Raw genomic sequence first — 13,907 nt, forward strand, 5'->3', positions numbered from 1 at the left:
GATTCCATACCTTCACCCGATGTCATGGGGCTGAAGGAGATGCGCGAGGTCATCAAGAACGTCCCGCACTATCTGTCCGGCCTGCGGGATCAGTACGGGCCGGTGGTGCGGGTCCCGATGGGCAAGACCGACGCATTCCTCGTCAGCGATTTCGACGTCGTGCAGGACGTCATCATCGCGTCCAGCCGTCGCTTCGACAAGGATGCCCAGAAGACCGGGCCCGGCCCCGACGACTGGGGCTCCAGCCTCGAACGCGTCCTGGGCAAGGGCCTGGTGACCAGCGTCGGCACCTACCACCGCAGGCAGCGCAGGCTGATCCAGCCCGTCTTCCACCGGCAGCGCATCGCCGGGTACGGCTCCGCGTTCGCCTCGATCGCCGACGAAGCGTCGTCGCGCTTCACCGAGGGCGAGCGGTTCAACTTCCACGAGGAGATGTACGAGCTCGCTCTCGGCATGGTCACCCGCACCCTGTTCGACGTCTCCCTGGAGAGTGAGGCCGCCGCCCGCATCCGCACCGCCTTCCCCCGCGAGGGCGGCCCGCTGCGCTGGGAGTTGAGCCCCTTCGGGAAGATCCTTCTGCATCTTCCGCTGCCCGCGAACCGTCAGTTCAAGCAGGGCCTGCAGGCCGTCGACGACATCGTGTACGGCATGATCGAGGACCGTCGCAGGGGCTCCGGCGACGGTCAGGACCTGCTGTCGCTGCTGCTCCAGGTCACGGATGCGGACACCGGCGAGCACCTCACCGATCTGGAGTTGCGGGACGAGGCCATCACTCTGCTGATGGCCGGGCACGAAACCTCCTCCGGCTCCCTGACCTGGGCGTACTACCTGCTCGGCACCCACCCCGAGATCCGCGAGCGGATGCACAAGGAGATCGACTGGGTCCTGGGGGACCGGCTGCCCACGGTCGAGGACCTGCCGCGTCTGATGTTCACCGACGCCGTGTACTCCGAGGCGCTGCGCCTGTACCCGCCGGCCTGGGTCCTGGTCCGCCGATCTCTGGAGGACTACCGGGCGAACGGCTACCACATCCCCCGCAACAGCGTGATCATGGTCAGCCCGTACGTCCTGCACCGCGACAGCACGTGGTGGCCCGAGCCGGAACGGTTCATCCCCTCGCGGTTCCTGTCGTTCGAGGATCCCTTCGACTCCTTCAGCGGCCAGGCCAAGGCTCCCGGCCGCCCCAAGCTGGCATACCTGCCCTTCGGTGCCGGACCACGGCAGTGCATCGGCAATGTCTTCGCACAGATGGAAGGCGTCATGGCACTGGCGACCCTCAGCCGGCACTGGGAGTTCGAGCCGGTCGGCGAACCGCCCACCCGGGTCACGAGCGACTTCACCCTGCAGCCCCGCGGCGGTCTCGAGATGGTCGCCCACCGCAGGCGCTGATGGCCCCTGACCAGGGCCGAACACCTTAGAAGTCTCCCTAGATCACAGGGTGCCTGCGCGACTGGCCAGCAGGCAGCAGCCAGTATGAAAAACGTCGTAACCATCGATCGCATCGCATCGCATCGCAATCAATCGATCGTCTCGCCGGTCGCGCGGCAGTCGGATCCGGCCGGAATGCGCGGCCAGGGAATGCGCTGGATCCGTAGGGCGGAGGCAGGGGCCGTGTTGCCAGAAGACGCACAGGCGCGGAAAGACGCGCCGGCACCCCTTCGGGGACCGGAATCCCCCGGGCAGCCGCAACCCCTTCCGGGGGACACGGCCCGTATCCCGTCCGGGGAAAAAGGCGCGACGGCGGCCGACAATGCGATAGCGGTCGTCGGAATCTCCTGCCGCTTTCCGCAGGCGCCCGATCCCGCTGCTTTCTGGCGCCTGCTGATCGAGGGCGAAAGCGCCGTCACGGAAACCCCCGAGGACCGCTGGGACTCCCTTCCCGACGCCGACCCTGCCGCCCCCGGCACCGTCCGCCGCGGCGGCTACCTCGACGGCGTCGACCGTTTCGACCCCGGCTTCTTCGGCATCTCCCCGCGCGAGGCCGCGGCCATGGACCCCCAGCAGCGCCTGATCCTCGAACTCGGCTGGGAGGCGTTGGAAGAAGGAGCCGTCCTCCCCGCCCGGCTGCGCGGCAGCCGCACCGGCGTCTTCGTCGGCGCCATCTGGGACGACTACGCCGCCCTCGCCCGCCGCCTCGGTACCGACGCCGGCCGGCACACGCTCAGCGGCCTCAACCGCGGCATGATCGCCAACCGCCTCTCCTACGTCCTCGGCCTGCGCGGCCCCAGCCTCACCGTCGACGCCGGACAGTCCTCCTCCCTGGTCGCCGTGCACATGGCCTGCGAGAGCCTGCGGCGAGGTGAGAGCCGGCTCGCCCTGGCCGGTGGCGTGAACCTCACCCTCGCCCCCGACAGCGCCCTCGCCTCCGCCGGCTTCGGCGCGCTCTCCCCCGACGGCCACTGCTACACCTTCGACGCGCGCGCCAACGGCTACGTGCGCGGCGAGGGCGGCGCCCTCGTCCTCCTCAAGCCGCTCGCCCACGCGCTCGCCGACGGCGACCGCATCCATTGCGTGATCCGCGGGAGCGCGACAAACAACGACGGCGGCGGAGACGGCCTGACCGCACCCCTGCGCGAGGCCCAGGAGGAGGTGCTCCACCTCGCGTACCGGCAGGCCCGGGTGCACCCTGCCGACGTGCAGTACATCGAGCTGCACGGCACCGGAACGCGGCTCGGCGACCCCATCGAGGCAGCGGCCCTCGGAACGGTCTGCGGTCGCGCCCGCACCAACGGCACCCCCCTGCTCGTCGGCTCGGTCAAGACCAACATCGGCCACCTCGAGGGCGCGGCCGGCATCGCGGGGCTTCTCAAGACCGTCCTCTCCCTCAGCCACGGGAAGATCCCGGCCAGCCTGAACTTCGAGACCCCCAACCCCGCCATCCCTCTGGACGACCTCAACGTGGCGGTCGCGGCCGAGCCCCGGCACTGGCCGCACGAGGACCGGCCGCGACGGGCCGGCGTCAGCTCCTTCGGGATGGGCGGCACCAACTGCCATGTGGTGCTGGAGGAATGGCCCCACGCGACCGTGTCGGACACCGCTCCGCCCGGTGCCTCCCGCGTCCCGCTGCCATGGATCCTGTCCGCCCGTACCGACAAGGCGCTGCGGGGCCAGGCCCGCAGGCTGCTCACCCACCTGGAGACCGGCTCCGCGCCCGACCCGGCCGACGTCGCCCACTCCCTGGCCCGGACCAGGACCCGCTTCGAACACCGCGCCGTCGTGCTCGGCACCCACCACGAGGACCTGCTGCGCGGGCTGACCGCCCTGGCGGAGGGCACCCCCTCTCCCGACGTCGTCACCGGAGTCTTCGAACCACACGTCACCAACGCCCCGGCCGCGACGGACGGCACCGCGGACGCAGCCGGACAGGCCCCCACCGCGTTCCTCTTCGCGGGCCAGGGATCACAACGGCTCGGCATGGGGCGCGAGTTGTACGGGGCGTCCCGCGTCTTCACCGAGGCGTTCGACGCGGTGGACGCCGAACTGCCGTTCTCTCTGCGGGAGATCGTCTTCGGGGACGACGCGGAGCGGCTGAACCGCACCGAGTACGCCCAGCCGGCTCTCTTCGCCCTCGAAGTCGCCCTCTTCCGCCTCGCCGAGTCCTTCGGTGCACGCCCCGACGTGCTCTTCGGCCACTCCGTCGGCGAGATCGCGGCGGCCCATGTCGCCGGTGTGTGGTCCCTGGCGGACGCGTGCCGCGTGGTCCTCGCCCGCGGGCGGTTGATGCAGGCGCTCCCGGAGGGCGGCGCGATGTCCGCGCTCCAGGCGACCGAGGACGAGGTGCTGCCCCTGCTGAACGACCGGGTCGGCCTCGCCGCCGTCAACGGCCCGCGTGCGGTCGTGGTCTCCGGTGCGGCCGAGGCCGTCGAGGAGGTGGCCGCGCACTTCCGCACCCAGGACCGCAGGACAACGGCTCTACGCGTCAGCCATGCCTTCCACTCACCGCTGATGGAGCCGATGCTGGACGAGTTCCGTGCGGTACTCGCCTCCGTCTCCTACGGCCAGCCCACGCTTCCCATCGTCTCCGACGTCACCGGCAGCAACGCCACAGCGGAGCAACTGACGTCTCCCGACTACTGGACGCAGCACGTCCGTCGCCCCGTGCGGTTCGCCGACGGCATCCGGACACTGGAGGAGCAGGGCGCCCGGCGCTTCCTGGAACTGGGCCCGGACGCCACGCTGACGGTCCTGGCCGAGGAGAGCCTCAGCACCGACGACGCGCTCGCGGTTCCCACCGTCCGCAAGGACCGCCCCGAGGCGCTCGCGTTCCTCGCGGCCCTCGCCGCCCTGCACACCCGCGGACTCCCCGTCGACTGGACCCCCGTGTTCGCCGCCCACCGCGCGCGGCGCACGGAACTGCCGACGTACGCCTTCCAGCGCCGCCGCTACTGGCTGCCCGAACCCGCCGGCGGCGGTTCGTCGCCCGCTGTTGTCCGCGAGGCCGTGGCCTCCCCGGGCGCTCCGGCCACCGACGACGTGCCCGTTGCCGACGCCGAGGACGACGGCGACACCGCCTCGCCCCTGCGCGACCGGCTCAGCCGCCTCGCACCGCGCGAACGGCACACCGCACTGCTGGAACTGGTCCGCACCCACGCCGCGGCCATCCTCGACCACGACTCCGGGGACCAGGTCGAGCCCCGGCGCACCTTCAAGGACCTCGGCTTCGACTCCTTCACGTCCGTCGACCTCCGTAACCGCGTCAAGGCGGCGACCGGACTGCCCCTGCCCTCCTCTCTGCTGTTCGACTACCCGACCTCCGACGCCGTGGCCGGCTATCTGGGCTCCCGGCTCTTCGGCACCGAGGCCGACCCCGCGACCGCTCTGCCCGCAGCGACGAGGGTGGCCGACGATCCGGTGGTGATCGTGGGGATGGCCTGCCGGTTCCCCGGCGGTGTTCGTTCGCCGGAGGATCTGTGGCGGCTCGTGAGTGAGGGGAGCGATGCGATCGGCGGGTTCCCGACCGATCGCGGCTGGGACGTGGAGGGGCTTTTCGATCCCGAGCCGGGCCGTGCCGGCCGGACGTATGTGCGTGAAGGCGGGTTCCTTCACGACGCCGCGTTGTTCGATGCGGGGCTGTTCGGGATTTCGCCGCGTGAGGCACTGGCGATGGACCCGCAGCAGCGGTTCCTGCTGGAGACGTCGTGGGAGGTCTTCGAGCGGGCGGGTATCGACCCGTCGGTCCTGAGGGGCAGCCGTACCGGCGTCTTCGCCGGCCTCGTGGAGCAGGGCTACGGAGCCCGCCTGCGTGAGGGCGTCGAAGAGTCCGACGGCTATGTCCTTACCGGCACGACCTCGAGCGTCGCCTCGGGCCGTATTGCGTACACCTTCGGTTTCGAGGGTCCTGCGGTGACGGTGGATACGGCGTGTTCGTCGTCGCTCGTGGCGCTGCATCTGGCGGTGCAGACGCTGCGGTCGGGGGAGTGCGATCTGGCGCTGGCCGGTGGTGTCACCGTCATGGCGGGTCCGGAGATGTTCGTGGAGTTCTCGCGGCAGCGGGGGCTGGCGTCGGACGGTCGGTGCAAGGCGTTCTCGGACGGTGCGGACGGGACGGCGTGGGCCGAGGGCGTGGGTCTGCTGCTGGTGGAGCGGCTCTCGGATGCGCGCCGCAACGGCCACCAGGTGCTGGCGGTGGTTGCCGGGTCGGCGGTGAATCAGGATGGTGCGTCGAATGGTCTGACCGCGCCGAACGGTCCTTCGCAGCAGCGGGTGATCCGGCAGGCCCTTGCCGGTGCGGGTCTGAAGTCGGCGGATGTGGATGCGGTGGAGGCGCACGGCACGGGTACGCCGCTGGGTGATCCGATCGAGGCTCAGGCCCTGCTCGCCACGTATGGCCAGGATCGTGAACAGCCCCTGTGGCTCGGCTCATTGAAGTCGAATGTGGGTCACACGCAGGCGGCTGCCGGTGTCGGCGGTGTGATCAAGATGGTGATGGCGATGCGGCAGGGGATGCTGCCGCGCACCCTCCACGCCGAAGAGCCGTCCTCGCACGTCGACTGGTCGGCCGGGGACATCGCGCTGCTGACCGAGGAGCGTGCGTGGCCCGAGACGGGGCGTCCGCGTCGTGCGGGTGTGTCGTCCTTCGGTATCAGCGGCACCAACGCCCACGTCATCATCCAGCAGGCAACCGAGCCGACCCCGCCCCCCGGGACCGACGGGCACGAGGACGACGCCGTACGCGCAGACGGCCGGACCGTACCGCTGCCGCTCTCCGCCGCAGACCCCGCGTCCCTGAGCGCGCAAGCAGCCCGGCTGGGGACTCTCCTGGCGGCCGACCCCGAACTCTCGCCCCGCGACATCGGACTGTCGCTGGCGACCACGCGGTGCACGCTGGAACACCGCGCCGTGGTCCTGGCCGCCGACCGGGATGAACTGGCACACGGGCTGCGCGCCCTGGCGGAGGGCGAGGGCGGCTCCGGGGTCGTCAACGGCACCGTCGAGCGCTCGGGCAAGAAGCTCGCATTCCTCTTCGCCGGTCAGGGGTCCCAACGGATCCATATGGGCCGGGAGTTGCACAGGACGTACGGCGTCTTCGCGGAGGCCTTCGATGCGGTGGACGCGGAACTGCCGTTCTCTCTGCGGGAGATCGTCTTCGGTGACGACGCCGAGCGGCTGAACCGTACGGAATTCGCGCAGCCTGCGTTGTTCGCGCTGGAAGTGGCGTTGTTCCGGCTGCTGGAGTCGTGGGGGGTGCACCCGGACGTTCTCGCCGGTCACTCCATCGGTGAGATCGCCGCCGCGCACGTGGCCGGTGTGTGGTCGCTGCCCGACGCGTGCCGTCTCGTCGTGGCCCGGGGCCGGTTGATGCAGGCGCTGCCCGAGGGCGGCGCGATGGTGGCGGTGCAGGCGACCGAGGACGAGATGCTGCCGCTCCTGAACGACCGGGTGGACATCGCCGCGGTCAACGGCCCGCAGACGGTTGTCATCGCCGGTGACGTCGATGCGGTGGAAGGGATCGCGGACCACTTCCGCGCCCAGGACCGCAAGACGACCGCCCTCCGCGTCAGTCACGCCTTCCACTCGCCGCTCATGGAGCCGATGCTGGCCGAGTTCCGCTCAGTGGCGGAAGGGCTCTCGTACGGCGAGCCTCGGACGGACGTCGTCTCCACGCTCACCGGGACGTCCGCGGACCCCGCCGAGCTGATGACCCCGGAGTACTGGGTGCGGCACGTCCGCCGGACCGTCCGCTACGGCGATGCCGTGCGCACGCTCGCCGGCATGGGTGTCGCCCGGTTCGTGGAACTCGGACCCGACGGCACGCTGACCGCGCTGGCCCAGGCGTGCCTGGACGCGGAGGGCGGCGATTCGCTGCTGCTGCCGTCCCTGCGCAAGGACCGGCCCGAGGTGGGTGCGGTGCTCGCCGCGGTCGCCGGGTTGTTCGCCCGTGGCGGCGACGTCAACTGGCCCGCGGTCTTCGCCGGGAGCGGCGCGCGCACGGTCGACCTGCCGACGTATGCGTTCCAGCGCAAGAGCTATTGGCCGAGTCCGGCCGGGGAACGGCGCGGAGGCGACGTCTCCTTCCTCGGCCTCTCCGCCACCGACCACCCGCTGCTCGGAGCGGCCGTTGAGCCGGCCGACTCCGAAGGGGTCGTGTTCACCGGCCGCCTGTCGCTGCAGAGCCATCCATGGCTGCGGGACCACGTGGTCGGGGGCGCGGTCCTGTTCCCCGGAACCGGCTTCCTGGAACTCGTCCTCCGTGGCGCCGACGCGGTCGGTTGCGAGCGGGTGGAGGACCTGACGATCGCCGTGCCCCTCGTGCTCCCCGAGCGGGGCGGTGTGCACGTCCAGGTGCTGGTGAACGGCCCTGACGACTCGGGCCGCCGCGGCGTCAGCGTGTTCTCCCGCCCCGACGACGCCCCGGAGGGCGAGGCCTGGAGCCTCCATGCCACCGGCGTGGTGAGCCCCGAGGCGGAGGCGCCCCGCCCGGACGAGCCCTTCGACTTCGCTGTGTGGCCGCCGCGGGATGCGGTCGCGGAGTCGGTCGATGGGGCGTACGAGCGTTTCGCCGGGATAGGGCTGTCGTACGGTCCGGTGTTCCAGGGTCTGCGCGGCCTCTGGCGGCGCGGCGACGAGGTCTTCGCCGACGTTGCCCTGCCCGCCGAACACGAGGAACTGGCGCAGCGTTTCGGGTTGCACCCGGCGCTGCTGGACGCCGTCCTGCACGCCGTCCTGCGAGGCGTGTTCGGTGCCGACGGCTCGCTGCGGTTGCCGTTCGTGTGGAGCGGCGCGTCGCTGTGGGCCACGGGCGCGCGGGAACTGAGGGTGCGCGTGGCTCCGGTGGGCCCTGACGCGGTGGCGCTGGAACTGGCGGACACGACCGGGGCTGCGGTGGCCTCCGTGGAGTCCCTGGTGCTGCGCGAGGCACCCGGTGTGCTCGCTCCGGCCCAGGACGGCTCCCGGGACGGGCTGTTTCAACTCGACTGGGCGCGCGTGCCGGCCTCGGCGGGACCGGTCCCCGAGGTGCGCGCCGGTCTGCCCGCGCCGGATGATCCCGTCGCGGGTGACGTACTGGTGCGGACCGAGCGCCCCTTCGGCAGCGAGCCGGCGGCAGCCCATGCCCTCGCCGCGAACGTACTCGCGTTGGTACGCGGGTGGCTGGCGGAGGAGCGGTTCGAGGGCGCGCGCCTGGTGATCGTCACGGAGGGGGCGGTCGGTCTCGACGAGGAGCTTCCGGATCCGGCGTTGGCTGCGGTGTGGGGTCTGGTGCGGGCGGCTCGTGCGGAGAATCCGGGTCGGTTCGCGTTGCTGGACGTGGATGGTGCGGAGGAGTCGTGGGCGGTTGTCGCGGGGGTGCTTGCCTCGGGTGAGGCGGAGTGTGCCGTACGGGGTGGTGCCGCCTTCGTTCCGCGTCTGGGCCGTGTGACCTCGGTCGGTGAACTCGCCCTTCCCGTCGGGGAGTCGGAAGGGTCGCTGTGGCGGCTGGACATCCGTGAGAAGGGGACGTTGGAGGGGCTGGCGCTGCGGGCGGTTCCGGAGGCGGAGGCCGAGTTGGCGCCGGGGCAGGTCCGTATCGGGGTGCGGGCGGCGGGCGTCAACTTCCGCGATGTGCTGAACGCGCTCGGTATGTATCCCGGTGATGCCAAGGATTTCGGTCTGGAAGGCGCCGGTGTCGTGACCGAGGTCGGGGCGGGCGTCGTTGAACTGGCCGTCGGTGACCGGGTGTTCGGGATGTTCTCGGGTGCGTTCGGTCCGGTTGCGGTGGCGGATGCGCGGACGGTGGTGCGGATGCCGTCGGGGTGGTCGTTCGCGCAGGCTGCGTCGGTGCCGATTGTCTTCCTGACGGCGTATCACGCGTTGAGGGATCTGGGTGATGTGCAGCCGGGGGAGTCGGTCCTGGTGCACGCAGCAGCCGGTGGTGTCGGTATGGCCGCGACCCAGCTGGCGCGTCATCTGGGTGCAGAGGTGTTCGGTACGGCGAGCGCGGGCAAGTGGGACACGCTGCGCGGTCTGGGTCTTGACGATGAGCGCATAGCTTCCTCGCGGGATACGGAGTTCGAAGCGGCGTTCCTCGCGGCGACCGGTGGTCGTGGCATGGATGTGGTGCTGGACTCCCTCGCCGGGGAGTTCGTGGATGCCTCGCTCCGGCTGCTGCCCCGGGGCGGCCGGTTCCTGGAGATGGGCAAGACCGACATCCGTGACGCGGTGACCGTCGCCACCGAGCATCCGGGTGTGGCATATCGCGCGTTCGACCTGATGGACGTGGCCCCGATGCGGATCGGGCAGATGCTGTCGGAGCTGGTCGCCCTCTTCGAAGCGGGGGTGCTCGAACCCCTCCCCGTGACCTGCTGGGATGTGCGGCGCGCTCCGGAGGCGTTCCGCTATCTGTCGCAGGCGCGGCATGTGGGCAAGGTCGTCCTCACGGTCCCGGCGCCGATGGATCCGGACGGCACGGTGCTGATCACCGGTGGTACGGGTGGCCTGGGAGCGCTCGTGGCCCGGCACCTGGTCACCGAACACGGTGCGCGACACCTGCTGTTGGCGAGCCGTCGTGGTCCGGAGGCGCCGGGCGCGGACGAACTCGCCTCCGAGCTGTCCGACTTGGGCGCCGAAGTGACCCTGGCAAGCACGGATGTGTCGGATCGCGCGGCCCTGGCGGACGTACTGGCCGCGGTGCCGGTTGAGCATCCCCTGACGGCCGTGGTGCATACGGCGGGCATCGTCGATGACGGCGTGGTGGGCTCCCTGACCCCGGAGCGCATGTCCCGTGTGATGCGGCCGAAAGCGGATGCCGTCGCACATCTGCATGAGCTGACTCACGATGCCGACCTGTCGGCGTTCGTCGTCTTCTCCTCGGTCATGGGCACGTTCGGCGGTGCCGGGCAGGCCAACTACGCGGCAGCCAACGCCTTCCTGGACGCCTTCGCCGCGACCCGCCGCTCCTCCGGACTGCCCGCCACCGCCCTTGCCTGGGGCCCATGGGCACCCGGCGCCGGCATGACTGCCGACCTGAGCGAAGCGGACCTGCGGCGTATGGCACGCACCGGCATGCTGCCACTGGCTCCGGAGCGCGGACTCGGACTGCTGGATGCCGCGCTGGAGGGCGGTGCCGGGCTTGAGCGGGCAGCTGTGCTGCCGGTCGACCTCGATCTCGCGGGATTGCGTCGGCGGGCCGCGGATGACGTTCCCCCGCTTCTCCGTTCCCTGGTCCGCGTACGTGCCCGCCGCAAGGCCGAGGTCGGCACCGGAACGCACGATCAGGACCTCAAGGCACAGCTCGCCGCGACGGCGCCCGCCGACCGTGAACGCCTCCTGTCCCACCTGGTCCACGGAGCGGCGGCAGCAGTGCTCGGCCACGCTTCCGCGGCCGACATCGACGCGGACCACACCTTCAAGGAACTGGGCTTCGACTCTCTGACCTCGGTCGAACTGCGCAACCGCGTGAACGCCGCCACCGGCATGCGGCTCCCCTCCACCCTGATCTTCGACTACCCCACACCGGCCGTCCTGGTCCGGTACATCAAGACGGAACTGCTCGGCGGAGAGGAGCAGCCGGCCACCCCCGGCATGCTGCCCGCGGTGATGACTGCGGGCGACGATCCGGTGGTGATCGTGGGGATGGCCTGCCGGTTCCCCGGAGGCGTCGAGTCGCCCGAAGGCCTCTGGCGGCTGGTCAGCGAGGGCGGGGACGGCATCGGCGACTTCCCCGCCGACCGCGGCTGGGACCTGGAGGGACTCTACGACCCCGAGCCGGGGCGGATCGGCCGTACCTACGTCCGCGAAGGCGGCTTTCTCTACGGCGCGTCCGAGTTCGACGCCGCGCTCTTCGGGATCTCGCCGCGTGAGGCACTGGCGATGGATCCGCAGCAGCGGCTGCTGCTGGAGACGTCGTGGGAGGTCTTCGAGCGGGCGGGAATCGAGCCGTCGGTCCTGCGCGGCAGCCGTACCGGCGTCTTCGCCGGCGCCATGGCCCAGGACTACGGCTCGTCGCTGCGGGGCACGGCCGAAGGAGCTGACGGCTACCTGCTGACCGGGAACACCGGCAGTGTGGCGTCGGGCCGTATCGCGTACACCTTCGGTTTCGAGGGTCCCGCGGTGACGGTGGACACGGCGTGTTCGTCGTCGTTGGTGGCGCTGCATCTGGCCGCTCAGGCGCTGCGCAGTGGTGAGTGCGACTTGGCGCTGGCCGGTGGTGTGACCGTCATGTCGACACCGGACACGTTCGTGGAGTTCTCGCGGCAGCGGGGGTTGGCGTCGGACGGTCGGTGCAAGGCGTTCTCGGACGGTGCGGACGGGACGGCGTGGGCCGAGGGTGTGGGTCTGCTGCTGGTGGAGCGGCTGTCGGATGCGCGCCGCCATGGCCATCAGGTGCTGGCGGTGGTTGCCGGGTCGGCGGTGAATCAGGATGGTGCGTCGAATGGTCTGACCGCGCCGAACGGTCCTTCGCAGCAGCGGGTGATCCGGCAGGCGCTGGCGGGTGCGGGTCTGAAGCCGGCGGATGTGGATGCGGTGGAGGCGCACGGCACGGGTACGCCGCTGGGTGATCCGATCGAGGCGCAGGCCCTGCTCGCCACGTATGGCCAGGATCGTGAACAGCCCCTGTGGCTGGGTTCGTTGAAGTCGAATGTCGGTCACACGCAGGCCGCTGCCGGTGTCGGCGGTGTGATCAAGATGGTGATGGCCATGCGGCAGGGGATCCTGCCGCGCACCCTGCATGTGGACGAGCCGTCCTCGCATGTCGACTGGTCGGCGGGGGAGATCTCCCTGCTGAAGGAGAACGTGGAATGGCCGAAGCCGGAGGACCGTCCGCGTCGTGCGGGTGTGTCGTCCTTCGGGATCAGCGGCACCAACGCCCACGTCATCCTCGAACAGGCCCTCGATACGGGAGCGGAGGCGGAGAAGGCCGGGGAAGCGCCGGTGCTCCCGCGGGTCCTGCCGTGGGTGCTGTCCGCGGCCGGTGGCCGACTGCCCGCCCAGGCCGAGCGCCTGGCCGCCTTCGTGGAGGCCGGGTCCGACCTCTCCTTCGTCGACACCGCCCTGGCATTGGCCACGACACGGACCGCGCTGGAGCAGCGCGCGGTGATCATGGCCGCGGACCGCCACGAACTGCTGCACGCCCTCAGTGCGCTGGCCGAGGGCCGCGCCGAACCTCACGTCGTACAGAGCTCCGCGCAGGCCGGCGGGCGTACCGCCTTCCTCTTTGCGGGGCAGGGTTCGCAGCGGGTCGGCATGGGCCGGGAGTTGTACGAGAGCTATCCCGCTTTCGCCGAGGCTTTCGACGCGGTGGACGGGGAGGTCCCGTTCTCTCTGCGGGAGGTGGTGTTCGGCGAGGACGCGGAGCGGTTGAACCGTACGGAGTTCGCGCAGCCTGCGTTGTTCGCGCTGGAAGTGGCGTTGTTCCGGCTGCTGGAGTCGTGGGGGGTGCACCCGGAAGTTCTCGCCGGTCACTCCATCGGTGAGATCGCCGCCGCGCACGTGGCGGGTGTGTGGTCGCTGCCCGACGCCTGCCGACTCGTGGTCGCCCGAGGCCGGTTGATGCAGGCGCTGCCCGAGGGTGGCGCGATGGTTTCGCTTCAGGCGTCGGAGGGTGAGGTGTTGCCTCTGGTGGAGGGGCGGGAGGCCGAGGTCGGTGTTGCGGCGGTCAATGGGCCGCAGGCGGTGGTGGTTTCGGGTGCGGCGGAGGCCGTGGAAGCGGTCGCGGATCACTTCCGTGCGCTGGATCGCAAGGTCACCTCGCTGCGGGTGAGCCATGCGTTCCATTCGCCGTTGATGGAGCCGATGCTGGAGGAATTCCGGCAGGTGGCCGAGAGCGTCGTCTACGGCGAGCCGCGGGTGGCGATCGTTTCGACGGTGACCGGCAAGGTGGCTGAGGCCGAGGAGTTGATGTCGGCCGGGTACTGGGTGGATCAGGTGCGGCGGCCGGTGCGTTTCGCCGACGGTGTGCGGTGTTTGGAGGGGCAGCAGGTCACGAGGTTCGTGGAGCTGGGCCCGGACGGCACGCTGACCGCGCTCGCGCAGGGGGGCCTCGACGCTTCGGGACACCTGCTGACTCCGACCCTGCGCAAGGACCGGCCCGAGGCCACGGCACTCCTCACGGCAGCCGCCGAACTCTTCACTCGGGGCGCGGTGCTCGACTGGGCCGCTGTCTTCGCTTCGGCCGCCGCGCCGCTGCACGTGGATCTGCCGACGTACGCATTCCAGCGACGGCGCTTCTGGCCCGGCACCTCCGCATGGGCGACCAGGGATCTGGGGGCGCTGGGTCTGGGGTCGGCCGGGCATCCGCTGCTGGGAGCGGCGGTCGAGCTGGCCAGTGGTGATGAGTTGTTGTTCACGAGCCGTCTGTCGTTGGTTTCGCATGAGTGGTTGCGGGATCACATGGTGGCGGGATCGGCGGTCTTCCCGGGGACGGGGTTCCTGGAGCTGGCGTTGCGGGTGGGGGAGCAGGCGGGCTGTGACCGTGTGGAGGATCTGACGGT

At 70.8% G+C, this 13,907-nt stretch carries 2 protein-coding genes; both read left to right on the forward strand.

Annotation, left to right across the window (positions count from 1 at the left end; all coding sequences use genetic code 11):
• Positions 1-24: 24 nt before the first annotated feature.
• Complete coding sequence (locus ACGFNH_RS32500; RefSeq protein ID WP_393659963.1) at positions 25-1,389, forward strand: cytochrome P450; 1,365 nt, start codon at positions 25-27, stop codon at positions 1,387-1,389.
• 222 nt (positions 1,390-1,611) lie between these two features.
• On the forward strand, positions 1,612-13,907 hold a 12,296-nt coding region (locus ACGFNH_RS32505; protein ID WP_393659965.1), incomplete at its 3' end, for an SDR family NAD(P)-dependent oxidoreductase.

This window comes from Streptomyces sp. NPDC048639 (genome assembly GCF_043199075.1).
Classification (GTDB): domain Bacteria; phylum Actinomycetota; class Actinomycetes; order Streptomycetales; family Streptomycetaceae; genus Streptomyces.

Coding starts and splice junctions, on each gene's coding strand:
- ACGFNH_RS32500 (WP_393659963.1), top strand. CDS start 25: ATGGGGCTGAAGGAGATGCGCGAGGTCATCAAGAACGTCCCGCACTAT.